Origin of the sequence: Atlantibacter sp., assembly GCF_032062175.1 — a bacterium.
In the GTDB taxonomy this organism is placed as follows: Bacteria; Pseudomonadota; Gammaproteobacteria; order Enterobacterales; family Enterobacteriaceae; genus Atlantibacter.
This window is the reverse complement of sequence record NZ_DAMBQK010000002.1, coordinates 1-25,003: the sequence shown is the minus strand read 5'-3', so window position 1 is coordinate 25,003 and position 25,003 is coordinate 1. Positions and strand designations below refer to the sequence as shown.

General features: G+C 51.8%; 25 protein-coding genes. 11 read left to right on the top strand and 14 right to left on the bottom strand.

Features of this window, described 5'->3' with window-relative positions:
- Nucleotides 1–122: 122 nt before the first annotated feature.
- Genes RT120_RS02340 through yciA form a run of 4 tightly spaced genes read left to right on the top strand, consistent with a single transcriptional unit; the run spans nucleotide 123 to nucleotide 2,291 of the window.
- Complete coding sequence (locus tag RT120_RS02340) at nucleotides 123–524, top strand: YkgJ family cysteine cluster protein (protein ID WP_312978889.1); 402 nt, start codon at nucleotides 123–125, stop codon at nucleotides 522–524.
- Between the two features lie 26 nt (nucleotides 525–550).
- Nucleotides 551–1,294: a YciC family protein gene (locus RT120_RS02335; protein WP_312978887.1), complete on the top strand. Its 744-nt coding sequence runs from the start codon at nucleotides 551–553 to the stop codon at nucleotides 1,292–1,294.
- A 59-nt stretch (nucleotides 1,295–1,353) separates the two neighbouring features.
- Nucleotides 1,354–1,893: a septation protein A gene (locus RT120_RS02330; RefSeq protein ID WP_312978884.1), complete on the top strand. Its 540-nt coding sequence runs from the start codon at nucleotides 1,354–1,356 to the stop codon at nucleotides 1,891–1,893.
- Entirely contained in the window at nucleotides 1,890–2,291 is a 402-nt protein-coding gene (gene yciA / locus RT120_RS02325; RefSeq protein ID WP_312978882.1) for an acyl-CoA thioester hydrolase YciA, read from the top strand. The genes RT120_RS02330 and yciA overlap by 4 nt, the downstream gene beginning before the upstream one ends.
- A 44-nt stretch (nucleotides 2,292–2,335) precedes the next feature.
- Here the strand turns inward: yciA and tonB are convergent, their stop codons facing one another.
- Nucleotides 2,336–3,064: a TonB system transport protein TonB gene (gene tonB, locus RT120_RS02320; protein WP_312978879.1), complete on the bottom strand. Its 729-nt coding sequence runs from the start codon at nucleotides 3,062–3,064 to the stop codon at nucleotides 2,336–2,338.
- Nucleotides 3,065–3,277: 213 nt separating this feature from the next.
- On the opposite strand from tonB, the gene RT120_RS02315 reads away from it, so the two are divergent.
- Nucleotides 3,278–3,574: a YciI family protein gene (locus RT120_RS02315; RefSeq protein WP_254488415.1), complete on the top strand. Its 297-nt coding sequence runs from the start codon at nucleotides 3,278–3,280 to the stop codon at nucleotides 3,572–3,574.
- A gap of 53 nt (nucleotides 3,575–3,627) precedes the next feature.
- Here the strand turns inward: RT120_RS02315 and RT120_RS02310 are convergent, their stop codons facing one another.
- Nucleotides 3,628–3,801: a YciY family protein gene (locus tag RT120_RS02310; RefSeq protein WP_312978877.1), complete on the bottom strand. Its 174-nt coding sequence runs from the start codon at nucleotides 3,799–3,801 to the stop codon at nucleotides 3,628–3,630.
- A 144-nt stretch (nucleotides 3,802–3,945) separates the two neighbouring features.
- Between RT120_RS02310 and cls the strand changes: the two genes are divergently transcribed.
- Both cls and RT120_RS02300 read left to right on the top strand, forming a co-directional pair.
- Nucleotides 3,946–5,406 (top strand): cardiolipin synthase, encoded by a 1,461-nt coding sequence (cls, locus tag RT120_RS02305; protein ID WP_312978875.1) that lies wholly within the window; start codon nucleotides 3,946–3,948, stop codon nucleotides 5,404–5,406.
- A 34-nt stretch (nucleotides 5,407–5,440) separates the two neighbouring features.
- The gene (locus RT120_RS02300) at nucleotides 5,441–5,770 is read left to right on the top strand and encodes an HI1450 family dsDNA-mimic protein (RefSeq protein WP_183171560.1); all 330 of its coding nucleotides are present in this window, start codon (nucleotides 5,441–5,443) and stop codon (nucleotides 5,768–5,770) included.
- Between the two features lie 23 nt (nucleotides 5,771–5,793).
- Here RT120_RS02300 and RT120_RS02295 read toward each other — a convergent pair whose 3' ends face one another.
- From RT120_RS02295 to RT120_RS02265, 7 genes are all read right to left on the bottom strand, one after another.
- Complete coding sequence (locus RT120_RS02295) at nucleotides 5,794–6,627, bottom strand: ion transporter (RefSeq protein WP_312978873.1); 834 nt, start codon at nucleotides 6,625–6,627, stop codon at nucleotides 5,794–5,796.
- A 111-nt stretch (nucleotides 6,628–6,738) separates the two neighbouring features.
- Complete coding sequence (gene oppF, locus RT120_RS02290) at nucleotides 6,739–7,743, bottom strand: murein tripeptide/oligopeptide ABC transporter ATP binding protein OppF (RefSeq protein ID WP_312978871.1); 1,005 nt, start codon at nucleotides 7,741–7,743, stop codon at nucleotides 6,739–6,741.
- Nucleotides 7,740–8,732 (bottom strand): ABC transporter ATP-binding protein, encoded by a 993-nt coding sequence (locus RT120_RS02285; protein ID WP_312978868.1) that lies wholly within the window; start codon nucleotides 8,730–8,732, stop codon nucleotides 7,740–7,742. The genes oppF and RT120_RS02285 overlap by 4 nt, the downstream gene beginning before the upstream one ends.
- Nucleotides 8,733–8,743: 11 nt before the next feature.
- Nucleotides 8,744–9,652, bottom strand: coding sequence for an oligopeptide ABC transporter permease OppC (gene oppC / locus RT120_RS02280; protein WP_312978865.1), 909 nt, complete (start codon nucleotides 9,650–9,652; stop codon nucleotides 8,744–8,746).
- A 14-nt stretch (nucleotides 9,653–9,666) separates the two neighbouring features.
- The gene (gene oppB / locus RT120_RS02275) at nucleotides 9,667–10,587 is read right to left on the bottom strand and encodes an oligopeptide ABC transporter permease OppB (protein WP_312978862.1); all 921 of its coding nucleotides are present in this window, start codon (nucleotides 10,585–10,587) and stop codon (nucleotides 9,667–9,669) included.
- 110 nt (nucleotides 10,588–10,697) lie between these two features.
- Nucleotides 10,698–12,326 carry an oligopeptide ABC transporter substrate-binding protein OppA gene (gene oppA, locus RT120_RS02270; RefSeq protein WP_312978859.1) on the bottom strand — a complete coding sequence of 543 codons (1,629 nt, stop codon included), beginning with the start codon at nucleotides 12,324–12,326 and terminating at the stop codon, nucleotides 10,698–10,700.
- A 680-nt stretch (nucleotides 12,327–13,006) separates the two neighbouring features.
- Nucleotides 13,007–13,654, bottom strand: a complete 648-nt coding sequence (locus tag RT120_RS02265; protein WP_312978856.1) for a YchE family NAAT transporter — start codon at nucleotides 13,652–13,654, stop codon at nucleotides 13,007–13,009.
- A 476-nt stretch (nucleotides 13,655–14,130) separates the two neighbouring features.
- On the opposite strand from RT120_RS02265, the gene adhE reads away from it, so the two are divergent.
- Nucleotides 14,131–16,809 (top strand): bifunctional acetaldehyde-CoA/alcohol dehydrogenase, encoded by a 2,679-nt coding sequence (adhE, locus tag RT120_RS02260; RefSeq protein ID WP_312978854.1) that lies wholly within the window; start codon nucleotides 14,131–14,133, stop codon nucleotides 16,807–16,809.
- Between the two features lie 77 nt (nucleotides 16,810–16,886).
- Here the strand turns inward: adhE and tdk are convergent, their stop codons facing one another.
- Complete coding sequence (tdk, locus tag RT120_RS02255; protein ID WP_312978851.1) at nucleotides 16,887–17,492, bottom strand: thymidine kinase; 606 nt, start codon at nucleotides 17,490–17,492, stop codon at nucleotides 16,887–16,889.
- A 557-nt stretch (nucleotides 17,493–18,049) separates the two neighbouring features.
- On the opposite strand from tdk, the gene hns reads away from it, so the two are divergent.
- Entirely contained in the window at nucleotides 18,050–18,463 is a 414-nt protein-coding gene (gene hns / locus RT120_RS02250) for a histone-like nucleoid-structuring protein H-NS (RefSeq protein WP_125294334.1), read from the top strand.
- Nucleotides 18,464–18,524: 61 nt separating this feature from the next.
- Here the strand turns inward: hns and RT120_RS02245 are convergent, their stop codons facing one another.
- The 4 genes from RT120_RS02245 to rssB all read right to left on the bottom strand — a co-directional run bounded on the left by RT120_RS02245 (nucleotide 18,525) and on the right by rssB (nucleotide 23,039).
- Complete coding sequence (locus RT120_RS02245; protein WP_312978849.1) at nucleotides 18,525–19,538, bottom strand: NAD-dependent epimerase; 1,014 nt, start codon at nucleotides 19,536–19,538, stop codon at nucleotides 18,525–18,527.
- A gap of 11 nt (nucleotides 19,539–19,549) precedes the next feature.
- Nucleotides 19,550–20,893 (bottom strand): UDP-glucose/GDP-mannose dehydrogenase family protein, encoded by a 1,344-nt coding sequence (locus tag RT120_RS02240; RefSeq protein WP_312978847.1) that lies wholly within the window; start codon nucleotides 20,891–20,893, stop codon nucleotides 19,550–19,552.
- A 23-nt stretch (nucleotides 20,894–20,916) separates the two neighbouring features.
- A complete protein-coding gene (gene galU / locus RT120_RS02235) occupies nucleotides 20,917–21,825 on the bottom strand; it encodes a UTP--glucose-1-phosphate uridylyltransferase GalU (RefSeq protein ID WP_312978844.1) in 909 nt (302 codons plus the stop codon).
- A gap of 200 nt (nucleotides 21,826–22,025) precedes the next feature.
- On the bottom strand, nucleotides 22,026–23,039 hold the full coding sequence (rssB, locus tag RT120_RS02230; RefSeq protein WP_312978841.1) for a two-component system response regulator RssB: 1,014 nt from the start codon (nucleotides 23,037–23,039) through the stop codon (nucleotides 22,026–22,028).
- Nucleotides 23,040–23,447: 408 nt separating this feature from the next.
- Between rssB and RT120_RS02225 the strand changes: the two genes are divergently transcribed.
- Nucleotides 23,448–23,906, top strand: a complete 459-nt coding sequence (locus tag RT120_RS02225) for a YchJ family protein (protein WP_312978839.1) — start codon at nucleotides 23,448–23,450, stop codon at nucleotides 23,904–23,906.
- 49 nt (nucleotides 23,907–23,955) lie between these two features.
- Nucleotides 23,956–24,798 (top strand): formyltetrahydrofolate deformylase, encoded by an 843-nt coding sequence (gene purU, locus RT120_RS02220; RefSeq protein ID WP_312978838.1) that lies wholly within the window; start codon nucleotides 23,956–23,958, stop codon nucleotides 24,796–24,798.
- The last annotated feature ends 205 nt before the right edge of the window (nucleotides 24,799–25,003 follow it).

Genomic DNA, 25,003 nt, shown 5'->3' with positions numbered 1-25,003 from the left:
ATCCACATCAATCGCCAGGTTACAGAACAAATAAAATTTATTTTTAACATCTTGCGTGCACCGTTAAGGCTGGCTAACGTGATAACTCCTCTTTAAGCGAATGCGTTGAGTGCGGGTGTACGATGAGTAATGAATGCTTGTCTTGCGGTGCCTGTTGTGCGTTTTTTCGTGTCTCTTTTTACTGGGCGGAAGCCGATGATGCGGGGGGTCTGGTCCCTGCCCAACTGACGGAGCCTGTCAGCCCTTTTCTTCGCTGCATGCGCGGCACCAACCAGCGCCAGAGCCGTTGCGTGGCGCTCCGGGGTGAACCAGGCATTAACGTGAGCTGTGCGATTTATCAGCAGCGGCCTTCTCCGTGCCGGGAATTTACCCAGTCGGGTGAAAACGGTGTTACCGAAGACGCTTGTAACCGCGCCCGCGCCCATTACGGTTTGCCGCCGCTGTATGGCACAGATTTACTGAGCTTGACCATTCACAGTGCTGCAAGTGACAGCCCATCCAGGTTACAATTGCCGCCAGATTAATACGGCAATCAACTCAAGGAGAGTGCATGTCTATCACGGCAAAATCCGTTTACCGTGACACGGGGAATTTTTTTCGCAATCAGCTGGTTACTATCCTGCTGATCGCGCTGTTATGTGCCTTTATTACCGTTCTTTTTGGGCATGCCTTTTCACCCAGCGAAGAACAGCTGTCGATTCTTAGCGAGGGCGATAATTTAACCGGGAGCGTTGGGCTGTTTGAACTGGTGCAAAATATGACGCCAGAGCAGCAGCAGGTGTTACTGCGCGCCTCAGCGGTGTCGACGTTTTCCGGCCTGTTCGGGAACGCGATCCTCGCGGGCGGCATTTTATTGCTGATCCAGATGGTTTCCGCCGGACAACCGGTGAGCGCCCTGCGCGCGATTGGTGCCAGCGCGCCGGTTTTGCCGCGCATGTTTCTGCTGATTTTACTGACCACGCTCTTAGTGCAAGTCGGCATAATGTTGATCGTTTTGCCGGGCGTGATTCTGGCGATTGTGCTTTCGCTGGCGCCGATCATGCTGGTGCAGGATAAAGTGGGTATTTTCCAGGCGATGCGTAACAGTATGCGCCTGGCCTGGAGCAATATGCGCCTGGTCGCGCCGGCGGTGATGAGTTGGCTGCTGGCGAAAACTGCCCTGCTGCTGATGGCCTCCGGCTTTGCGGCGTTGACTCCTCAGGTGGGCGCGATTGTGGCGAACACGCTGAGCAATTTAATTTCAGCGCTGCTGCTAATCTATCTTTATCGCCTGTACATGCTGTTACGCCAATAACCTGTCCCTGCTCCTGGCTGTGGCGTTATAGTCAGGAGCCTTTCGTTACGGAATCGATTATGAAGCAGTTTCTCGACTTTTTACCGCTGATTGTCTTCTTTGCGTTTTATAAGCTGTACGACATTTATGCCGGAACCGCGGCGCTGATTGTTGCCACCGCCGTGGTGCTGGTTTATAGCTGGTTTAAATACCGCAAAATTGAAAAAATGGCGTTAATTACCTTTGTTCTGGTGGCGGTATTCGGCGGCCTGACGCTGTTTTTCCACAATGATGAATTTATTAAATGGAAAGTCACCGTGATTTACGCGCTGTTTGCCAGCGCCTTGCTGATTAGCCAGTGGATCATGAAAAAGCCCCTGATCCAAAGTATGCTTGGCAAAGAATTGACGCTGCCGCAGGCGGTGTGGTCGCGGTTGAATGTCGCCTGGGCGCTGTTCTTTATTGGCTGTGGCCTCGCCAATATTTATATCGCGTTCTGGCTGCCGCAAAGCGTGTGGGTCAATTTCAAAGTCTTTGGCCTGACGGCGTTAACCCTGGTGTTCACGCTGTTAAGCGGGATTTATATTTACCGCCATATGCCGCAGGAAGAAAAAAAATGAGTAATGAGCAAGTTGCGCCGCAGGGAGAACTGGTATTACGCACACTGGCAATGCCAGCGGATACCAACGCCAACGGGGATATTTTCGGCGGCTGGCTGATGTCGCAAATGGATATTGGCGGCGCAATTATGGCGAAAGAGCAGGCTCATGGCCGCGTGGTGACCGTGCGCGTTGACGGGATGACCTTTCTGCGCCCGGTCGCGGTAGGCGATGTGGTCTGCTGCTACGCCAGCTGTATCAAGCGCGGCACCACCTCAGTGACCATTAATATGGAGGTGTGGGTGAAAAAAGTCTCTTCCGAACCTATCGGCCAGCGTTATAAAGCCACCGAAGCGCTGTTTATTTATGTCGCGGTGGACGAACAGGGGAAACCCCGACCATTGCCCGCGTTAACGTAAAAAAAAGCACGCCATCTGGCGTGCTTCGTTATTTATGGAGAGGGTTATTCCACCGTCGCGCCGCCATTGATGCGGAACACAATGTTCACCACCAGTCCATTACCCGGTTTACCTGGCTCATAGCGCCATTTGCGCATCGCGTTTTTCACTTCTCGCTCGAACATGTTGGTCGGTTTGGCAGACAACACCTGGATGTTATCTACCCGGCCATCGGCACCCACGTCGAATTTCACCCGGACGTTACCTTCCATCCGCAGCGCAAAGGCACGCGCCGGATAGGTCGGCTGGTTTCGGCTCACCGCGCGGGGACCTGACGGCGCGGCCACGGCAGGCGCGGGCGCAGCCGGACGGTTTGTCACCGTTTTCGCCGGGGTTTTATTCTCGAACGGCGAGGCAGCGCGCGGCTCGGCGGGCTTCACTTCACGCTTCGGCTGCTCTTCCACTTTTTTCACTGGCTTAGGCTTCGGTTTTGGCTTCGGCTCGGGTTTGTGGATCACCACCGGCGCTTCTTTCGGCGGCTCCGGCAGCAGTTCAGGCTCTGGCTCCGGTTCAACCACCGGTTCCGGTGGTGGCGGCTCGACCACCGGCTGCGGCGGCTCAAGCACTTCCGGCGCAACCATTGTCACGGAGATAGGCTGCGACGGCGCAGGCAATTCAATAACCTGATGTACCGAGGTATAAAGCAGCCCCGCCACTACGGCACCATGTACCGCCACTGACAGCAGTGTTGGCCATGGAAAACGACGAGGTAAATCGAGGGTCATTGAAGTCATAGCAATTTCGTTAAATGAGCGATGGGTCGATTTTAAATGCAAATAGCAATCATATTCAACAACGCATCACCCGTTGAGATAAATCTCGTCTGGCAAACCTCAAAAACACCCGGAATATGTTAAGGAATTAGCAGGGAGTTTATCTTTACGTTGCAGAATCAGGCACTTTCCAATACCGTAAACGCTCTTATGATTTTTAAAGGAACTCTGCCTGTGCTTTACGTGATTTACGCTGAAGATAATGCTGATTCTCTGGAAAAACGTTTGTCGGTGCGCCCTGCTCACCTGGCTCGTCTGCAATTGCTGCGGGATGAAGGGAAATTGCTGACCGCCGGGCCGATGCCAGCTGTCGACAGCAATGAACCTGGCGCTGCGGGTTTTACCGGTTCAACGGTTATCGCTGAATTCGAATCGCTCGAAGATGCCGAGGCTTGGGCCCAGGCAGATCCTTATATCGCGGCAGGCGTATATAAAACCGTTTCGGTGAAGCCGTATAAAAAGGTTTTCTGAGCAGACGAGTAAAAAATCATTGGGCACCGCATGCGGTGCCCTCTTTTTTGCGCTTACATCGCGTGGATTGCAAACAGTAAAGTGCCGCGTTGACGATTAACAATGCACTTTCTGATGGCGTGGATCCGCATATTGCGTCGCGACTGCGCTTCCAGCCAGCGCGATTTGCGCCGCTGAGTCTGGCGTAACATCCGCCAGCGCCCAACCTCAGTTCTACTACGCCTCATGACTACTACTCTTAATAAGAACAGACGCGTCATTATAGACCCTTCCGGGTGGCTTCATAGGGGTTTTCTGGCGCATTTTCTGTTTGATGGATGGCGACTTGTGCGTACACTCATAAGACAGCGAATCAAAAGGATTTTCAGGATATGACGACTTTCTACACCGTGATGAGTTGGCTGGTGTTTTTGGGTTATTGGCTGCTTATTGCCGGTGTGACGCTGCGTATTTTGATGAAACGCCGCGCCGTTCCCTCCGCCATGGCCTGGCTGCTGATAATTTATATTCTTCCGCTGGTTGGAATCATCGCTTATTTATCGTTCGGCGAACTGCATCTCGGTAAACGCCGGGCCGAGCGCGCCCGCGCGATGTGGCCTTCTACGGCAAAATGGCTGCATGAATTAAAAGCCTGCAAACATATCTTCGCCGAAGAGAACAGCGAGGTGGCGAGCTCGCTTTTCCAACTGTGTGAACGGCGTCAGGGCATCAGCGGCGTTAAAGGCAACCAACTTCAGTTACTGACGGATTCCGACGATGTAATGCAGGCGCTCATCCGCGATATCCAGCTCGCCCGCCACAATATTGAGATGGTTTTTTATATCTGGGCACCGGGCGGCATGGCCGATCAGGTCGCGGAGTCATTAATGGCGGCGGCGCGGCGCGGCGTGCATTGCCGCTTAATGCTGGATTCCGCCGGCAGCGTGACGTTTTTCCGCAGTCCCTGGGCGGCGATGATGCGCAATGCGGGCGTGGAAGTGGTGGAAGCGTTAAAAGTAAACCTGATGCGTGTGTTCCTGCGCCGCATGGATTTACGCCAGCATCGCAAAATGGTGATGATCGATAACTACATCGCTTATACCGGCAGTATGAACCTGGTGGACCCGCGCTTTTTTAAACAGGATGCCGGCGTGGGCCAGTGGGTGGATTTAATGGCGCGCATGGAAGGCCCGGTTGCGACCGCGATGGGCATTGTGTATTCCTGCGACTGGGAAATCGAAACCGGTAAGCGCCTGCTGCCGCCCCCGCCGGATGTCAATATTATGCCGTTTGAGCAGGCCAGCGGGCATACGATACAGACCATCGCCTCCGGGCCGGGCTTCCCGGAAGATCTGATTCACCAGGCGCTGTTAACGTCGGTGTATGCCGCACGGGAATACCTGATTATGACCACGCCCTACTTTGTGCCGTCGGATGATTTGCTGCACGCGATTTGCACCGCTGCGCAGCGCGGCGTGGATGTGAGCATTATTCTGCCGCGCAAAAATGATTCGATGCTGGTGGGCTGGGCCAGCCGGGCCTTCTTTACCGAGCTACTGGCCGCCGGGGTGAAAATTTACCAGTTTGAAGGCGGCCTGCTGCATACCAAGAGCGTACTGGTGGATGGGCAATTAAGCCTGGTGGGAACCGTCAATCTGGATATGCGCAGCCTGTGGCTCAATTTTGAAATCACGCTGGTGATCGACGACGCGGGTTTCGCCGCCGATCTCGCCGCCGTACAGGACGATTATATTTCACGCTCCCGGTTGCTGGACGTGCGTTTGTGGGTAAAACGCCCGTTATGGCAGCGGATCACCGAGCGTTTGTTTTACTTCTTTAGCCCGTTGCTGTAAAACGGGCCTCAATGAATCAATCAAGGTAGTGATGATGGAAATGGATCTGAATAATCGCCTGACGGAAGACGAAACGCTGGATCAGGCATACGATATTTTTCTCGAGCTGGCGGCGGATAATCTCGATCCGGCCGATATTATTCTGTTTAATTTGCAGTTCGAAGAGCGCGGCGGCGCAGAGCTTTTCGACCCGTCCCAGGAATGGGAACAGCATGTGGATTTCGATTTAAATCCTGATTTCTTCTCCGAAGTGGTGATTGGCCTGGCGGATAGCGAAGACGGTGAAATCACCGATGTATTTGCCCGCGTACTGCTGTGCCGCGAAAAAGATCATAAATTCTGTCATATCCTGTGGCGTGAATAATCTGGCGCGGCGTCCGCCGCGTCTTATTCATCGCTTTTTGGTAATGCCCCGCCGCACTTATTGCAATATTTCGCCGTCACTTCATGGCCCTGTGTTTTACATTTTGGGCAAGCCCGCGCTTTATTTCGGTTCTGCAATTCCGTGGTCATTTGCGCGGTCAGGATCCCGGTCGGGATGGCGATAACGGAATAACCGATTAAGATCAGCAGCGACGCCACCAGCCGCCCGGCAGCGGTTTGCGGCGTAATATCGCCATAACCGACAGTGGTAACCGTCACCACTGCCCAGTACACCGCCGTCCCCAGCGTTTTAAAGCCGCTTTCTGGCCCTTCAATGCCGTACATCAGCGCCCCGGCAATCACCATCACAATGCCAATAAAACTGTAAAACAGGATCAACTGATGCCGGGCATTGACCACCGAACGCCACAGACTGTTTACCGCAGGCATAATGCGCAGCAGTTTCAGGATACGGAATACCCGGATAGCCCGCATGGCCCGCCAGAGATAGACATAGCTCAGTGCAAACTCCGGCCACAGCAGCAGAACGTAGAGCGGCAGCAGCGTCAGTAAATCAATAATGCCCCAAACGCTCCACGCATAGTGGGCCGGATTGGGCCATACCCAGAGCCGCAGTAAATATTCGGCGGTGAACAGCAGCGTAAAGCCAATTTCCAGACCAACAAAGATCATCCGCTGGTAGCCGGAAGGATGATATTGGGTGCCAAAACCGGATTCGATAAATACCACAACCACGCTAAGCAGCGCGATAAAACCGCACAGCGCTTCAAAGCGCCGGCCGCTGCGGGTACGTTGATCGAATAACCGGTAATAGAGACGCGAGCGCAGCATCGCCATTTCCACACTCTCTTGATAAAAAAGGCCAGCGATTGCTGGCCCTGAGATCCTGGCATAACGCCGGAAAGCGGTCTTGATATTTATGGCTTCAGATAAACACCCGGCTGGCCCTTACAGCGGGTCAACCTTCAGACAGGAAACCGCATGACGGAAGCTGCCTTCCAGCATCGGACGGGTTTTCGCGCATTCCGGCCCGGCAATCGGGCAACGGGTGCGGAACACGCAGCCCGACGGCGGATTAATCGGCGACGGTAATTCCCCTTCCAGCAGTTGAATTTGCTTATCTCTCTCCAGGTCCGGGTCGGGGATCGGCACCGCCGACATCAGCGCTTTGGTATAGGGGTGCAGCGGATTGTGGTAAACCTCGTCATAAGTGCCAAGCTCTACCGCATGGCCCAGGTACATCACCAGAACGCGATCGGAAATATGTTTCACCACCGCCAGGTCGTGAGCGATAAAAATCAGCGACAATCCCATTTCGCGTTGCAGTTTCTGAAGCAGGTTTACCACCTGCGCCTGAATCGACACATCCAGCGCGGAAACCGGCTCGTCGCAGATAATCAGCTTCGGCTCAAGGATCAACGCGCGCGCAATGCCGATACGCTGGCACTGGCCGCCGGAAAACTCGTGCGGGTAGCGGTTAATCAAGTTCGGCAACAGTCCCACTTTCATCATCATAGCTTTCACGCGGTCCTGCACTTCCTGGCGCGGCATTTTCGGATGATAGGTGCGCAGCGGTTCGGCAATGATATCGCCAATATTCATACGCGGGTTCAGTGACGCCAGCGGATCCTGGAAAATCATCTGGATATCACTGCGCACGTCGCGCCATTCCTGCGGGTTTAACCCCATCAGGTCTTTACCGAGCCACGCCACGCGGCCGCTGGTGGCTTTAACCAGACCAATAATCGCCCGCGCGAAGGTAGATTTACCGCAGCCAGATTCCCCGACCACGCCCAGCGTTTCGCCTTCGTACAAACGCAGAGTAACGCCATCCACCGCTTTCAGGGTTTTCGGCGGCTGCCAGAACCACTGTTTGCCGTCTTTGATCTCGAAATGCACTTTAAGATCGGCGATTTCCAGCAGAACTTTTCTTTCCTCAGTCACAGCGTTCATACCAGTTCCTCCACCGGTTTAAAGCAGGCGCGCAAACGCCCTTCGGCAAATCGCTCCAACGGCGGCATGGTGTTGCAAATCTCCATAGCATGCGGACAGCGCGGCTGGAACGGGCAACCCTTCGGCAGACGCAGCAGGTTCGGCGGGTTGCCGGGAATAGTCATCAGCGACTCCCCTTCGGCATCAAGGCGCGGAACCGCATTAATCAAACCGATAGAGTACGGATGCGCTGGCTGGTAGAACACATCGCGCGCGCGGCCATATTCCATGGTGCGCCCGGCGTACATCACCAGCACTTTGTCGCAAATCCCCGCTACCACGCCGAGATCGTGGGTGATCATGATGATGGCGGTGTTAAATTCGCGCTTCAGGTCGTTCAGCAGCGTCATGATTTGCGCCTGTACCGTGACATCCAGCGCCGTTGTCGGCTCATCGGCAATCAGCAGTTTTGGACGGCACAGCAAGGCCATCGCGATCATCACGCGCTGGCGCATCCCGCCGGAAAACTCGTGCGGGAACATGCGCATCCGCTTGCGGGATTCCGGCATTTTCACCGCATCCAGCATGCGCACCGACTCTTCGAACGCTTCCGCTTTGCCCAAGCCCTTATGCAGCATCAGCACTTCCATCAACTGCTCACCTACCCGCATATAGGGGTTCAGCGAGGTCATCGGATCCTGGAAAATCATCGAGATTTGCTCGGCGCGCAGGCGGTTAAGCTCGCGTTCCGGCAGGTTCAGAATTTCTCTGCCGTTAAAGGTAGCGGAACCGCCGATACGGCCATTGGCCGCTAAAAGGCCCATTAGCGCAAACGCGGTTTGTGATTTACCGGAGCCGGATTCACCGACAATGCCCAGCGTCTCGCCCGCGTTGAGGCTGAAGTTGAGATCGTTGACCGCCGTTACGTCACCGTCCGGGGTGCTGAACGTCACACGTAAATCTTTAACGTCTAACAGCGCCTGGCTCATAGCCTGTTCATGGGTGCTCATCAGGGCGCTCCTTAGCGATCTTTCGGATCGAGGGCATCACGCAGGCCATCGCCGATAAAGTTAAAACAGAACAAAGTAATCACCAGAAAACCGGCCGGGAACAGCAGCAGCCACGGAGAAACTTCCATCGAGTTCGCCCCATCGCTCAGCAATGCGCCCCAGCTGCTTAACGGCTCCTGGGTACCTAAACCGAGAAAGCTCAGAAAAGATTCAAACAGGATCATGCTCGGCACCAGCAGTGAGGCATACACCACCACCACGCCCAATACGTTCGGCACGATATGGCGAACGACGATATTTGCCGTAGAGACGCCGCCAACCTGGGCAGCTTCAATGAATTCTTTGCGCTTCAGGCTTAACGTCTGGCCGCGCACAATACGCGCCATATCCAGCCAGGACACCATGCCGATAGCAACGAAGATCAGCAGGATGTTTTGTCCAAAGAAGGTCACCAGCAGGATCACGAAGAACATAAACGGGAATGAGTTAAGTATTTCCAGCAAGCGCATCATCACCGAGTCGACTTTCCCGCCGAGATAGCCCGACAGCGAACCGTAAAGCGTACCCAACAGCACCGCCACCAGCGCGGCGGCAATCCCTACCATCAACGAAATGCGCCCGCCGATAGCGACGCGCACCAGCAAATCGCGCCCCGATGAGTCAGTGCCGAAATAGTGGCCGGACTCCCTATCCGGTGCGCTCGACATCATGCCCCAGTCGGTATCAAAGTAGGTAAACTGCGACAGCATCGGTGCCAGGGTGACGAACAGGGCAATCAACAACAGCACCACCAGGCTGGCCAGCGCCGCCCGGTTATGCATAAAACGACGGCGCGCGTCCTGCCACAGGCTGCGGCCTTCCACGTCCAGCTTTTCACTGAAGTTTTCCAGCGCCTCGCTGTTTTTCTTACTCAACATCATGGCGTACCTCAGCGTTAATAACGGATTTTCGGGTCGATGACGGCGTACAGCACATCAACCACGGCATTGAACAGGATCGTCAGCGCGCCTACCAGAATGGTCAGGCTCAGCACCAGCGAGTAATCGCGGTTCAGTGCGCCATTAACGAACAGTTGGCCGATACCCGGCAGGCCATAAATCGTTTCAATAACCATCGAACCGGTAATGATCCCTACAAACGCGGGCCCCATATAGGAGAGCACCGGCAACAAGGCGGGCTTCAGGGCGTGACGCAGCACGATGCGGCGCATCGGCAGGCCTTTGGCCCGGGCGGTACGAATAAAGTTAGAGTGCAGGACTTCAATCATCGAACCCCGGGTGATACGCGCAATGCTGGCGATGTAGGCCAGCGACAGCGCCACCATCGGCAGGATCATAAATTTCAGCGCCCCGCCGTTCCAGCCGCCGCCCGGCAGCCACTTCAGCGTAATGGCGAAGATCAAGACCAGCAATGGTGCCACCACAAAGCTGGGTATCACTACCCCGGTCATGGCGAAGCCCATCACCGTATAATCCCATCGGGTGTTTTGCTTCAGCGCCGCAATCACCCCCGCGCTGACGCCTAAAAACACCGCCAGGAAAAATGCGGCTGCGCCCAGTTTGGCGGACACCGGAAACGACGTCGCGACCAGGTCGTTAACCGAATAATCTTTATATTTAAACGATGGGCCGAAATCCCCGTGCGCCAGTTGCTTCAGATAACTGAAGTACTGGGTCAGGATGGGATCGTTCAGATGGTATTTTGCTTCAATATTCGCCATGACCTCTGGCGGGAGGGTGCGCTCGCCGGTAAACGGACTCCCCGGCGCGAGACGCATCATAAAAAAGGAAATCGTAATAAGAATAAATAGCGTCGGAATCGCTTCCAGACAACGACGTAGAATGAATTTTAACATTGCCCGTACCTTCTGGCGTGTGCCTTTGTAGTGCGCTAAAAACAGACACAGTGGGGCAAGGAAAACCGTTTATTCAAAAACAACGTCCGTCCCTGCCCCACGCATTGCCATTAATGTTTGATAATATACAGATCTTTCACATAGATATTATCGAGCGGGTCTTTACCGGTATAACCACCGACCCAGGGTTTCACCAGGCGGGCGTTCACGTAATAGAACACCGGCGCAATGACCGAATCTTTATCCAGCTGTTGCTCAGCCTTGTTATAAAACTCGGTACGCTGCGCCTCGTCGGTGGCCTTAATCGCTTCATCCATAATCTTGTCAAACGCATCGCTCTTATAATGCGCGGTGTTGTTTGAACTCGTAGACATCATGGTATTCAGGAACGACGTCGGTTCGTTGTAATCCGCACACCAGCCAGCACGTGCTACGTCATAGTTGCCCTGATGACGGGTATCCAGGAAGGTTTTCCACTCCTGGTTTTCCAGCTTGACGTTGACGCCAATGTTTTTCTGCCAGATTGACGACACGGCGATGGCCAGTTTCTTATGCAGATCGGAGGTGTTGTACAGCAGGTTGAAGGTCAGCGGCTTATCTTTGGTGTAACCCGCTTCGGCTAACAGTTTACGTGCTTCTTCGTTACGCTTCTCTTGCGTCCAGCCAAACCACTCCGGCTTGGTAAAGTTCGCGCCATCGGTATAAGGCGGGGTATAGCCGAAGGCTGGCAAATCGCCCTGGTTTTTCACTTTATTAACGATAATGTCGCGGTCGAGACCCAGCTTCAGCGCGGCGCGAACGCGCGGATCGTTAAACGGCGCTTTCTGGTTGTTGATTTCGTAGTAATAGGTGCACAGATAGGGGTCGACGTGAACTTCGTTGGGGATCTCTTTTTTCAGTTTCTGGAACAGTTCAATTGGCATGTTGTTATACGTCATGTCAATTTCGCCGCTGCGGTAGCGGTTTACGTCAGTGACTTCCGAAGAAATCGGCAGATAGGTGACCTGGTCGATGACGGTTTTGGCGTTATCCCAGTAGTGGGTATTACGCTCCAGCACCATTTTTTCGTTGACTACCCAATTGGTTAACTTATACGCGCCGTTAGACACGATATTGGCAGGCTGGGTCCATTTTTCACCAAATTTTTCTACCACGGCTTTAGGGACCGGGGCCATGGATGAGTGAACCAGCAGCTTATAGAAATAGGGAACCGGCTCGCTTAAGGTGACTTCCAGCGTGTTGTCGTCAATCGCCTTCACGCCCAGCTCAGTTGAAGGTTTTTTACCGGCGATGATCTCATCAATATTGGCGATGTGGCCGTATTGCAGATAACTTTCATAAGGAGAGGCAGTTTTCGGATCGGCCAGACGTTGCCAGCTGTACACGAAGTCCTGCGCGGTAACCGGGTCGCCGTTGGACCATTTCGCGTCTTTACGCAGATGGAACGTCCAGACTTTGAAATCTTTATTATCCCAGGATTCCGCTACACCAGCCTTTGGATGGCCATCCGGGCCGGTAATCAATAAGTTTTCAAACAGATCGCGGTTAACGTTCGACTCCGGCACGCCCTCGATTTTATGCGGGTCAAGCGACTGCACTTCCGAACCGTTATTACGCACCAGCGTTTGCTTTTCTGCCAGTTGAACGCCCGCCGGCACGTCGGCAGCCATTGCCGAACCTGCGATTAGCGCTGATAAAATACCTGCTGCAACCAGACTTCTTGTTGTGATGATGGACATTGTGTTGTTACTCCACTCGTTATAATGAAGACCTTTTTACGGCCTGTTTTTCCCTCAGGGAGTTCTGTACAGCGCAGGAGTGAATAGCCGCTGCCAGATGTTTTTTTTTACTTCTTCGTTATCGGCGGATTTGTTACCCAGCGACCTGACTCTGTAGATACTGAGCCCGCGAATGTTTTGGCCGGAAAGTACCAAATGCATTCCACCCGCGCCAATATAATTTGCAAATTTGTTAAGCGTTTCTCTTTTGGAATGCGCAATCTGGAAGACAGGTGAGCGCAAAACCACACAAAATCTCATAAAAATCTTTCTTAATCAATTAGTTGCTATATTTATACTAATAATTACGGTATCGTGAACACCAATATCAGATATTTTGCATAAATTTAACAACTGACTATTTTTTAGCAGATTACGCTACGATAGCCACAAAATTACTAATATCATTTCAATAATGTTGCAGCAAGTATCAGAGTTGATTGTGAGAGAAATAACAGCTCAGGCGGAGAAGAAATAATCAGAAGCCATCAAAACTATTTTTAATTCATTGAAAAGCAATGCTTTTATTAACCATTACTTTTTATTATGCAAGGGAAGATGATTGGAGGGTTTTGCAATAATGCGAGTAAAATTTCAAAAAAAGCGAAGCTCTGCTTCGCCTTTTTTCAAATGAAAGTGATTCAGGAGACCAGCCCGGGAAAAAGCGCTCTTATACCGGTGACAATAAATTCGATACCCAACGCCATTAACAGTAATCCCATAATACGAGTAATGACGTTAATACCGGTTTGCCCTAATAACCTCACCAGCCAGGGAGCCAGGCGAAACACGCCCCAACAACATAAAGCGAACAGCGCAATGGCGACCGAAAAACCGATCAGATGCGAAATGGAATGGAATCGGGTGCCCCATACGATAGTCGAACTGATCGCCCCCGGTCCCGCCATTAACGGCAGGGCAAGCGGCACAACGCCAATGCTTTCACGGATGGCGGTTTCTGATTTTTCCTGCTTGTTTTGCTTATCTTCGCCGAGCTTGCCGCTAATCATCGACATGGCGATGGTCACCACAAGGATGCCACCCGCAATACGAAACGAATCAATAGAAATGCCGAATATTTGCAGAATACCGTCGCCGAGGAACAGCGAAGTCCATAAAATAATCGCCACCGACAGGTTTGCCGTAAGATTGGTTTTATTGCGCGCCGCCGCCGTCTGATAGCTGGTCATGCTAATAAACACCGGGATAATGCCCACCGGGTTGACCAACGCAAATAATCCTATAAAAAATTTAAAATAGGTCGGCAAATCAAAAAACGACTGCATCACGGGGAGCTCCGCATTTCAGGGGGTAGTTGTGGCTTGCGTAATGTAATGGAAAACCTCAACTGCCGTCACGCTCTTTCACAGCACATTTATCTGAATAATTTCATAATGATGGAATTATTCATCTGTGTTATACATGTGTTGTATTCATGGAACTTTAATATTTGCGTGTTGTAATCAGTATTATTTTGTTAACAACTCTCCACGAAAAAGCCCTGCTGAAAGGTGTCAGCATTGAGAATAATTGATCCAGATCACACATTTTCTACTCAGAAGTGGGTACTCTTGATTACGCCCCAATTGATAACAACATCATATATTAGTGGTGTTTCAGGTAAGGCTCTTTTAGTAAATCAGTAGATAATAAGTAGTAGCGTGGCGTTACATACTGTCTTTACCCAAGCTGTTTCATGCTGACTATACTGACGTGTCGAACAGCTGATTTACTAAAAGAGTTTAACATTATCAGGAGAGCATTTATGGCTGTTACCAACGTCGCTGAACTTAACGCCCTCGTCGAGCGCGTAAAAAAAGCCCAGCGTGAATATGCCAACTTCACTCAAGAGCAAGTAGACAAGATCTTCCGCGCCGCCGCCCTGGCCGCCGCTGATGCTCGAATCCCCCTCGCGAAACTGGCCGTTGCCGAATCCGGAATGGGTATCGTAGAAGATAAAGTGATTAAAAACCACTTCGCTTCTGAGTATATCTACAACGCCTATAAAGATGAGAAAACCTGCGGTGTGCTGTCTGAAGACGACACCTTCGGAACCATTACCATCGCTGAACCCATTGGTATTATTTGCGGTATTGTTCCGACAACTAACCCAACCTCTACCGCAATCTTTAAGTCTTTAATCAGCCTGAAAACCCGCAACGGTATCATCTTCTCTCCGCACCCGCGTGCCAAAGATGCCACCAACAAAGCGGCAGATATCGTGCTGCAGGCTGCTATCGCTGCCGGCGCGCCGAAAGATCTTATCGGCTGGATCGATCAGCCTTCTGTGGAACTGTCCAACGCCCTGATGCATCACCCGGATATCAATATGATCCTGGCGACTGGCGGCCCAGGCATGGTGAAAGCGGCGTACAGCTCCGGTAAACCTGCTATCGGCGTAGGCGCGGGCAACACCCCGGTTGTGATCGACGAAACTGCCGATATCAAACGTGCTGTGGCTTCCGTTCTGATGTCTAAAACCTTCGACAACGGCGTTATCTGTGCTTCCGAGCAGTCCGTTGTGGTCGTCGATTCCGTGTATGACGCAGTGCGTGAGCGTTTCGCCACCCACGGCGGCTATATGTTGCAGGGCAGCGAACTGAAAGCCGTTCAGGACATTATCCTGAAAAATGGCGCGCTGAACGCCGCCATCGTAGGCCAGCCAGCAACCAAAATCGCTGAACTGGCAGGCTTCACCGTACCGGCAGATACCAAAATTCTGATCGGCGAAGTGACTGTTGTTGACGAATCTGAACCGTTCGCCCACGAAAAACTGTCTCCGACCCTGGCAATGTACCGCGCGAAAGATTTCGACGACGCGGTGATCAAGGCGGAAAAACTGGTAGAAATGGGCGGTATCGGCCACACCTCTTGCTTGTATACCGACCAGGATAACCAGCCGGAACGCGTTCGCCTGTTTGGCAACAAGATGAAAACTGCCCGTATTCTGATCAACACCCCGGCTTCACAGGGTGGTATCGGTGACCTGTACAACTTCAAACTGGCGCCTTCTCTGACGCTGGGTTGTGGTTCCTGGGGTGGTAACTCCATCTCTGAAAACGTGGGTCCGAAGCACCTGATCAACAAGAAAACCGTGGCCAAGCGAGCAGAAAACATGTTGTGGCACAAACTTCCGAAATCTATCTACTTCCGCCGTGGCTCTCTGCCTATCGCGCTGGATGAAGTGATTACCGACGGCCACAAACGTGCGCTTATCGTGACCGACCGCTTCCTGTTCAACAATGGTTATGCTGACCAGATCACATCTGTTCTGAAAGCTGCCGGCGTTGAAGTTGAAGTATTCTTTGAAGTTGAAGCTGACCCAACGCTGTCTGTGGTACGTAAAGGCGCAGAGCTGGCGAACTCCTTCAAACCTGACGTGATCATCGCGCTGGGTGGCGGTTCCCCGATGGACGCTGCGAAAATCATGTGGGTTATGTATGAGCACCCGGAAACCCACTTCGAAGAACTGGCGCTGCGCTTTATGGACATCCGTAAGCGTATCTACAAGTTCCCGAAAATGGGCGTGAAAGCGAAAATGATCGCCGTCACCACCACTTCAGGTACCGGTTCTGAAGTCACGCCGTTCGCAGTAGTGACCGATGATGCAACCGGTCAGAAATATCCGCTGGCAGACTACGCGCTGACCCCGGATATGGCGATTGTCGATGCTAACCTGGTGATGGAGATGCCGAAATCCCTGTGCGCCTTCGGCGGCCTGGATGCGGTGACTCATGCCCTGGAAGCTTATGTGTCGGTACTGGCGAGCGAGTTCTCTGACGGCCAGGCGCTGCAAGCCCTGAAACTGCTGAAAGAAAACCTGCCGGCGTCCTACCATGAAGGGTCTAAAAACCCGGTAGCGCGTGAGCGTGTACACAGTGCAGCAACCATTGCCGGTATTGCATTTGCTAACGCCTTCCTGGGTGTTTGCCACTCTATGGCGCATAAGCTGGGTTCTCAGTTCCATATTCCGCACGGCCTCGCTAACGCCCTGCTGATTTGCAACGTAATCCGTTATAACGCCAACGACAACCCGACCAAGCAGACGGCATTCAGCCAGTACGACCGTCCGCAGGCGCGCCGTCGCTATGCAGAAATCGCTGACCATTTAGGTCTGAGCGCGCCGGGCGACCGCACCGCTGCGAAAATCGAGAAACTGCTGGCATGGCTGGAAAGCATCAAAGCTGAATTGGGTATTCCGAAGTCAATCCGTGAAGCTGGCGTGCAGGAAGCGGACTTCCTGGCCCACGTAGACAAACTGTCTGAAGATGCTTTCGATGACCAGTGCACCGGCGCGAACCCGCGTTATCCGCTGATCTCCGAACTGAAACAGATTCTGATGGATACTTTCTACGGTCGCGAATTCAGTGAAGGCGACGTCGCGAAGAAAGACGCCGTTGTGGCGCCAGTGAAAGCTGAGAAAAAAGCTAAAAAGTCTGCCTGATTGTTACGGCAATAATAAAAAACCCGCCTTGATGGCGGGTTTTTTATCTTGTTACTTAACAGTAACGGCAACAGTCATTATTTATTCTGGATTTCTTTCAGAGAGCCTGTCGCCAGAGCGATTTTATAATGCTTACGGCACACCGAGACGTAACGCTCATTGCCCCCTATCACTACCTGTTCACCTTCATTATAAGGCTTACCGTGCTGGTCTAAACGCAACACCATGCTGGCCTTACGACCGCAATAGCAAATCGTTTTCAGCTCCACCAGCTTATCGGACCAGGCCAGTAAATATTGGCTTCCGCAAAATAATTCCCCACGGAAATCGGTGCGTAACCCGTAACACAGCACAGGAATATCCAAATTATCGACCACTTCGGAAAGTGCATGCACCTGCTCGCGGGTCAGGAACTGGCTTTCATCCACCAGAACGCAATGAATCGCCTCACGCTGATGTTCGGCATGAATATCCGCGTATAAGTCTGTCCCGGGATTAAAAAGCCGTGACGGCGATGAGAGGCCGATACGTGAAGTGACTTTACCGATGCCGAAGCGGTCATCAATCTCTGCGGTGTAGACCAGCGTCCTCATCCCTCTTTCCTGATAATTCCACGAGGATTGAAGTAGCGCGGTAGACTTACCTGCATTCATTGCCGAGTAGTAAAAATATAGTTGCGCCATTCGCCGCATCACTCCGTTCGTCATGTAATTTTATCATGCGTGATTGTACCATATTCTTCTGTGAAGGCAGCGCGGCAGGCCATTGACATGGTGGTTTCTGCTACGCTCGCTTCGTCATTATATAAGAAATCACGTTTATTTTTTGTTCGCTGCGGGTTAATCGATTATGATAAAATTAGCGTAACCCCAAGAAATGAAAGTATTTTTCAAATAACACCTCGTCATTAAGCGCATCGCTAAATGTATTTATAAACCTTAGATTTTTCCATCATCCGCCACTCCATAATACATTAGGATGATATTAATGCGGGGCCGCAATAATGGCCTGTCGAAGCCGGTAGTTTAGTTATCCGATACGCAATATTTTGTCTGAAATTTACCTTACTCCCGCTTTTTTTGTGCGGTTGTTCAAGAAAAACGCCCCAGACAATATTTAGAACCGCTAACATATATTCTGTAATTTTGAATTCCTTACATTTCGCCCTATTGCGAAAATTAAATTAAGGCTCTATTATTAGCTCAACAAACCCCCCCAATATAAGTTTGAGATTACTACAATGAGCGAAGCACTTAAAATTCTGAACAACATCCGTACTCTTCGTGCGCAGGCAAGAGAATGCACCCTCGAAACGCTTGAGGAAATGCTGGAAAAATTAGAAGTTGTTGTATCTGAGCGTCGCGAAGAAGAAAGCGCAGCTGCTGCTGAAATCGAAGAGCGTACTCGTAAATTACAGCAATATCGTGAAATGCTGATTGCTGACGGTATTGATCCTAATGAATTACTGAACAGCATGGCTGCGGTTAAAACGGGTGCCAAAGCAAAACGTGCTGCTCGCCCGGCTAAATATAGCTATATCGATGAAAACGGCGAAAGCAAAACCTGGACTGGCCAGGGTCGTACGCCGGCAGTAATCAAAAAAGCTATCGAAGAGCAAGGCAAACAACTCGACGATTTCCTGATCAACGAGTAAGTTTCCCATCCTCAATAAAAAATCCCGCCCAGGCGGGATTTTTTTTATTCACGTTCAGTAATTAATTAGCGACGTGATAAAAATTTTTATACCAGTCAACAAATTGCTGAACACCTTCCTCGACCGAGGTATGGGGTTTAAAACCAATAACCTTATATAACGCCTGCGTATCCGCGCTGGTGGCCAGCACATCGCCAGGCTGCATCGGCAGCATATTCTTAATGGCTTCTTTGCCAAGGGCTTTTTCCAGTGCAGAGATATAATCCATTAGCGCTACCGGCGAGCTATTACCGATATTGTAGACACGATAAGGGGCCGAACTGGTCGCCGGGGTTCCCTCTTCAACCGTCCATTCAGAATCAGGATCAGGAATAACATCCTGCAAACGGACAATAGCCTCGGCAATATCGTCTATATAAGTGAAGTCGCGGCGCATCTGTCCATGGTTATAAACGTCGATGCTTTTGCCTTCAATGATCGCTTTGGTAAATTTAAACAGCGCCATATCAGGACGCCCCCACGGCCCATAAACGGTAAAAAAGCGTAGACCTGTTGTGGGTAATCCGTAAAGGTGTGAATAAGTGTGCGACATTAATTCATTGGCTTTTTTTGTAGCCGCATACAGAGAAACCGGATGATCGACTGAATCTTCCGTTGAAAAAGGCATTTTACGGTTCAAACCATAAACGGAGCTGGATGAGGCGTATAATAAATGTTCAACTTTATTGTGACGGCACCCTTCGAGAACATTTAAATGGCCAATCAGGTTTGCCTCCGCATACGCATGTGGGTTCTCAAGCGAATATCTCACCCCAGCCTGCGCCGCAAGATGAATCACGCGCTGAAACTGTTCTGCTGAAAATAACGCCGCCATCGCTTCACGATCGGCGAGGTCTATTTTATCGAAGCGAAAGTTGGAATGCTTTTTGAGAAGATCAAGGCGGGCAAGTTTGAGGTTTACATCGTAGTAGTCATTCAGGTTATCGATACCGATAACCTGGTGACCGGCAGCAAGCAGACGCTCGCTTACATGAAAACCGATAAAGCCTGCTGCGCCGGTAACCAGAAATTTCATATGACCCTCATTTATTCTGCAATATTAATGGATGCTCCACGGCCAATTGCATAATAAACAAAGCCGCGCTTATCGAGCCTGACAGGATCATACAGATTACGGCCGTCAAAGATAACCGGTTGTTTCAATGATTTTTTGATGGTATCGAAATCCGGGGCCCGGAAAGCCTGCCATTCAGTACAAATGACTAACGCATCTGCACCCTGTAGCGCCGCTTCTTTGGTGCCCATCAGACGTAAGTCCGCGCGGTGCCCATAAATCCGCTGCGTTTCATCCATGGCTTCCGGATCGAACGCCTGGACGACTGCCCCGCGCTTCCAGAGTTCTTCCATCAACACACGGCTGGAGGCTTCACGCATATCATCGGTGTTTGGCTTGAACGACAGCCCCCACAGCGCGAAGGTTTTACCCTGAAGATCCTCGCCGAAATGACGGGTAATGAACTCAGGGAGTTTCATCTTTTGATCTTCATTGACCTCTTCCACCGCTTTCAGAATGCGCGGTACATAGCCAATCTGCTCCGCAGTACGGATCAGCGCCTGTACGTCTTTCGGGAAGCAGGAGCCGCCATAGCCGCAGCCAGGATAGATGAAGTGATAGCCGATGCGCGAATCAGAACCAATCCCCTGGCGCACTTTTTCAATATCCGCACCCAGACGTTCCGCCAGGTTGGAAATCTCGTTCATAAAGCTGATTTTGGTCGCCAGCATGCAGTTAGCGGCATACTTGGTCAGCTCTGCGCTGCGGATATCCATTAAAATCAGGCGGTCATGATTGCGGTTAAACGGCTCGTATAGCTCACGAAGCAGATCGACCACATCGTTGTTATCGGTCCCGATCACGATGCGCTCAGGACGCATACAGTCAGATACCGCCGCGCCTTCTTTCAGGAACTCGGGGTTTGAAACCACATCAAAGCCCAAATCACTGCCGCGCGCTTTCAGCGCGTCAGCCATCACTTTACGCACTTTATCCGCCGTGCCGACCGGCACCGTGGATTTATCCAGCACAACTTTGTGATTCGTCATATGTTCAGCGATGGTGCGCGCCACGGCAGTCACATATTTCAGATCGGCAGAGCCGTCTTCATCCGGCGGCGTACCTACGGCGATAAACTGCATCACCCCGTGATCGACACCCTCTTTCGCATTGGTGCTGAAATGAAGGCGTCCTTCTTCATAATTTTTCTTTACCAGCGGCGTCAGGCCAGGCTCAAAAATAGGGATGATACCCTGTTTGAGGTTCTCGACTTTCTGCGCGTCCACATCGATACACATCACATCGTGACCGACTTCCGCCAGCACCGCTGCCTGTACCAGGCCAACATAGCCAATACCAAATACGGTTACTTTCATTGCATTTTCCTGCGGTGAGAAACTTATTTCTTAATGCCGACCGCGCCTTCAAGCCAGGTTTTAAATTCCTCGCCCAGGGTGTTGTGACGAATACCGTACTCAACGAATGCCTGCATATAGCCGAGTTTGTTGCCGCAGTCGTGGCTTTTGCCTTTCATGTGGTAGGCTTCGACGGTTTCTTTATCCATCAGCATCGCAATGGAGTCGGTCAACTGAATTTCGTCGCCCGCGCCTGGAGGGGTTTTCGCCAGCAGCGGCCAAATATCCGCGCCAAGCACGTAACGACCCACTACCGCCAGATTTGAAGGCGCCACGTTCGCTTTCGGTTTCTCAACGATGCCGACCATCGGCACGCTATCGCCAGGGCTAAGTTCAACGCCTTTGCAATCCACCACGCCATAGGCGGTGACGTCTTCAACAGGCTCCACCATGATTTGGCTATTACCGGTTTCATCAAAGCGCTGGATCATTTCCGCCAGGTTATCCTGGGACAGATCGGATTCGAATTCATCCAGGATCACGTCCGGCAGGATCACCGCGACCGGTTCGTCGCCAACTACCGGATGAGCGCACATAACCGCGTGGCCCAGACCTTTCGCCAGACCCTGACGCACCTGCATAATGGTGACGTGCGGCGGGCAAATAGATTGCACCTCTGCCAGCAACTGACGCTTAACGCGTTTTTCCAGCATGGCTTCCAGTTCGAAACTGGTATCAAAATGGTTTTCAATCGAGTTTTTAGAAGAGTGGGTCACCAGAACAATCTCGGTGATACCGGCTGCGATACATTCGTTAACTACATATTGAATCAGGGGCTTATCAACCAAAGGCAGCATTTCTTTTGGGATCGCCTTTGTTGCAGGCAGCATACGGGTGCCCAGACCCGCAACCGGAATTACTGCTTTTTTCACTTTGGAATTAATGGCAGCCATGTAAATTTCTCCTGAACCGTTCAAGTTTTATACTTGTTCGTCAATTAAATATCGCGTTCGAGTATATCAGCATAAAAACGTCGTTGGGGCTGAACACGCCGAAGCGCGGCAATTTCGGACTAATATGAAGAAGTTGCCGCGATATTAACACTGGGTTCATCGCGGCAGGAAAAGCATTCTGGCATTTTTAAATCAAACGGTTATTCCGCAGACAGCATCAATCGTAGACGGCCGCCTGCCCCCCAAATCTGGCACTGCCATGCTTCGCACGGCTGGCTAATTTGATTTAAATAAGTATTGCCCAACGTGCCTAAAGGGACACCGTTGCTGAGTTGAATTTGTTGCTCACCGGTATTAAGCGTTGCGTTAAGACCCGCAGAAACTAATATCAGATTTTTTAATCCGCTATGGTAGTAACCGACTAATAAAGGAAACTGGCCGGTTAAATTCGCCTGGCGCAACAACTGATTAACCTGCCTTAGTAAATGCCCCAGCTCCGGCAAGCGTTGTTTCTGGCGAGAGAGTTGTTCCTGCAATAGCCCGTTAAACAGCGCGCGTAATAATAATGCCGCCAGTACGCCGTTATTTCCGGCGCGGGTCACATCGAGGCAATAAAATGCCAGGTCGCGATCGGAAAGTGGTGCAATATCGAGCACCATTCCTGGCTCATTGGCGGAGACCAGTTGACGGTAGTTGACCCGGCAATGGGAAATCACTTGTTGCACCGGCGGTTGCAATTCCTGGAGTAGCGTCGCCGCCGCCTGAGGATTGCTGACCAACGCGTCCCAGTCCTGGAATAACCGTTCCTCTTCCTCAACGCGGGAATTAAACATGGCGGGATAAAGGCAGGAAAACACCGTTTCGCGCAGCCGGTTTAAATCCTTGACCGGTTTTAAAATCACATCCTGAACGCCCAGGCGCAGCGCTTTGGCAATATCGGACATATTTTCGGTCGCGGAAATGACCAGAATCGGCAGTTGATGGCCTTCATTGCGCACATGCTCAACCAGCTTCAACCCGTTCATACGCGGCATGGCGAGGTCGCAAATCAGCAGGTCCGGCACGGACAGGCTCATTTTTTCCAGGGCTTCTACACCGTCGACGGCAACCGTGGTTATCGCACCCAAAGAGGCCAACCAGGAGTCCAGCAACGAGCGGAATACCGGCTCGTCCTCAACGATAAGAATCTTTTTTCCTGACAAGGGCTGGGTCATGCGAGCACCTCTGACTGACGATAGTTAAATAGTGGCATGCCCGAGCCGCTATCGCCTGTCAGAATATCCCGAAGAAATGGACGAAACGCCTGGTAAAACCGCGCGAAGGCAAGCACCTGCGCGAGATTTGAACGATGACGGGCGTTGGGATCGTTGGAATGCGGTCCGCCGGAGTGGCGCGCCGCCTGTGTGAGCGTTGGCTCTGTCTCTGATAACAATGTGTTTCGTAAAACAGTTAATGCATCAATCGAGTCCACTCTTCTGGTGTTAGCCAGTTCACTGAATATTACTCTCATTCGTCTCGATTGCTCCCCCGGTTCTTCACAGCATGGCATCAATGCTGCCAGTCAGTTAACATAGAGCCGCCTGGCGATAAACGCCGTTTATTTTTATTCAAGGAGCCACGCTTTGTCGCAGCTTTGTCCTTGTGGCAGCGCTCTGGAGTATAGCCTATGTTGCGCGCCTTATATTAGTGCAAACGTGGCGGCGCCCACTCCAGCGCGGCTTATGCGGTCTCGTTATTGTGCTTTTGTGACGAAGAACGCGGATTATTTGGTTAAAACCTGGCATCCATCCGTTCATGCCGCTGAGTTCCGCGCCGATATTGAAGCCGGTTTCGCGGGCACGGAGTGGCTGGGACTGACGATTTTTGAAGAGGCCGCGGGCCGCAGTGAAAGCGAAGGCTTTGTCAGCTTTGTGGCGCGTTATCGTGAAAACCAGCGCAACGGCGCGATCATCGAACGCTCGCGTTTCTTGTACGAAAACGGCCACTGGTATTATATAGACGGTCAGCGCCCTGAATTCGGACGTAACGATCCCTGCCCGTGCGGGTCAGGTAAAAAATTTAAAAAGTGTTGCGGGCAATAAGGCCTTAACAGCACTCGATAAGCAGACACTCAACAGGATTTCCCCGGTAATGCAACCAATTCAACGTAAAGTACTGCGCACCATCTGCCCGGATCAGAAAGGGTTAATCGCGCGCATCACCAATATTTGCTACAAGCACGAACTGAACATTGTGCAGAACAATGAGTTTGTCGATCATCGCACCGGGCGCTTTTTCATGCGTACCGAGCTGGAAGGTATTTTCAACGACGCCACGCTGCTGGCCGATCTGGACGGCGCGCTGCCGCCGGGTTCGCTGCGTGAGTTAAACCCTGCAGGCCGCCGCCGGGTGGTGATTCTGGTGACTAAGGAAGCGCACTGTCTGGGCGATCTGTTAATGAAAGCCAATTATGGCGGCCTCGATGTAGAAATCGCTGCGGTGATCGGTAACCACGATACACTGCGTACTCTGGTTGAGCGTTTCGACATTCCGTTCCAACTGGTTAGCCACGAAGGGCTGACCCGCGAAGAGCACGATGACAAGATGGCTGAAGCGATCGAATCATATCAGCCGGATTACGTGGTACTGGCGAAATATATGCGCGTGTTGACGCCGGAATTTGTGGCGCGTTTCCCGAACCAGATTATCAACATTCACCACTCGTTCCTGCCGGCATTTATCGGCGCGCGTCCCTATCATCAGGCCTATGAGCGCGGCGTAAAAATCATCGGTGCGACGGCGCACTATGTGAATGACAACCTCGACGAAGGCCCGATCATTATGCAGGACGTGATTCATGTGGATCACAGCTACACGGCGGAAGATATGATGCGCGCTGGCCGAGACGTTGAGAAAAACGTATTAAGCCGTGCGCTGTACCACGTGCTGGCGCAGCGGGTGTTCGTTTACGGCAACCGTACTATTCTGCTTTAAGCCGTAACGTATTGATTAGCTTTCCATCGTTAAGGGTAAAAAGTACGCAAACGGCACATTTTCCAAAAAGGAAAGCTTTACAGGGGCGTTTCATTTGATATGATGCGCCCCGCTTCCCGGTCAGGAAGCGATTAACAAAGCATTACCCCGTGGTGGGGTTCCCGAGCGGCCAAAGGGAGCAGACTGTAAATCTGCCGTCATCGAC

What these genes read in the sequence shown, in the direction of transcription:
- RT120_RS02240 (WP_312978847.1), bottom strand. Translation starts at nt 20,893, where the DNA reads ATGAAAGTAACCGTATTTGGTATTGGCTATGTTGGCCTGGTACAGGCA.
- RT120_RS02310 (WP_312978877.1), bottom strand. Translation starts at nt 3,801, where the DNA reads ATGAGGCGTAGTAGAACTGAGGTTGGGCGCTGGCGGATGTTACGCCAG.
- rssB (WP_312978841.1), bottom strand. Translation starts at nt 23,039, where the DNA reads ATGACCCAGCCCTTGTCAGGAAAAAAGATTCTTATCGTTGAGGACGAG.
- hns (WP_125294334.1), top strand. Translation starts at nt 18,050, where the DNA reads ATGAGCGAAGCACTTAAAATTCTGAACAACATCCGTACTCTTCGTGCG.
- oppA (WP_312978859.1), bottom strand. Translation starts at nt 12,326, where the DNA reads ATGTCCATCATCACAACAAGAAGTCTGGTTGCAGCAGGTATTTTATCA.
- galU (WP_312978844.1), bottom strand. Translation starts at nt 21,825, where the DNA reads ATGGCTGCCATTAATTCCAAAGTGAAAAAAGCAGTAATTCCGGTTGCG.
- oppB (WP_312978862.1), bottom strand. Translation starts at nt 10,587, where the DNA reads ATGTTAAAATTCATTCTACGTCGTTGTCTGGAAGCGATTCCGACGCTA.
- cls (WP_312978875.1), top strand. Translation starts at nt 3,946, where the DNA reads ATGACGACTTTCTACACCGTGATGAGTTGGCTGGTGTTTTTGGGTTAT.
- purU (WP_312978838.1), top strand. Translation starts at nt 23,956, where the DNA reads ATGCAACCAATTCAACGTAAAGTACTGCGCACCATCTGCCCGGATCAG.
- RT120_RS02285 (WP_312978868.1), bottom strand. Translation starts at nt 8,732, where the DNA reads ATGAGCACCCATGAACAGGCTATGAGCCAGGCGCTGTTAGACGTTAAA.
- tonB (WP_312978879.1), bottom strand. Translation starts at nt 3,064, where the DNA reads ATGACTTCAATGACCCTCGATTTACCTCGTCGTTTTCCATGGCCAACA.
- tdk (WP_312978851.1), bottom strand. Translation starts at nt 17,492, where the DNA reads ATGGCGCAACTATATTTTTACTACTCGGCAATGAATGCAGGTAAGTCT.
- adhE (WP_312978854.1), top strand. Translation starts at nt 14,131, where the DNA reads ATGGCTGTTACCAACGTCGCTGAACTTAACGCCCTCGTCGAGCGCGTA.
- RT120_RS02340 (WP_312978889.1), top strand. Translation starts at nt 123, where the DNA reads ATGAGTAATGAATGCTTGTCTTGCGGTGCCTGTTGTGCGTTTTTTCGT.
- RT120_RS02300 (WP_183171560.1), top strand. Translation starts at nt 5,441, where the DNA reads ATGGAAATGGATCTGAATAATCGCCTGACGGAAGACGAAACGCTGGAT.
- yciA (WP_312978882.1), top strand. Translation starts at nt 1,890, where the DNA reads ATGAGTAATGAGCAAGTTGCGCCGCAGGGAGAACTGGTATTACGCACA.
- RT120_RS02245 (WP_312978849.1), bottom strand. Translation starts at nt 19,538, where the DNA reads ATGAAATTTCTGGTTACCGGCGCAGCAGGCTTTATCGGTTTTCATGTA.
- oppC (WP_312978865.1), bottom strand. Translation starts at nt 9,652, where the DNA reads ATGATGTTGAGTAAGAAAAACAGCGAGGCGCTGGAAAACTTCAGTGAA.
- RT120_RS02330 (WP_312978884.1), top strand. Translation starts at nt 1,354, where the DNA reads ATGAAGCAGTTTCTCGACTTTTTACCGCTGATTGTCTTCTTTGCGTTT.
- oppF (WP_312978871.1), bottom strand. Translation starts at nt 7,743, where the DNA reads ATGAACGCTGTGACTGAGGAAAGAAAAGTTCTGCTGGAAATCGCCGAT.
- RT120_RS02295 (WP_312978873.1), bottom strand. Translation starts at nt 6,627, where the DNA reads ATGGCGATGCTGCGCTCGCGTCTCTATTACCGGTTATTCGATCAACGT.
- RT120_RS02335 (WP_312978887.1), top strand. Translation starts at nt 551, where the DNA reads ATGTCTATCACGGCAAAATCCGTTTACCGTGACACGGGGAATTTTTTT.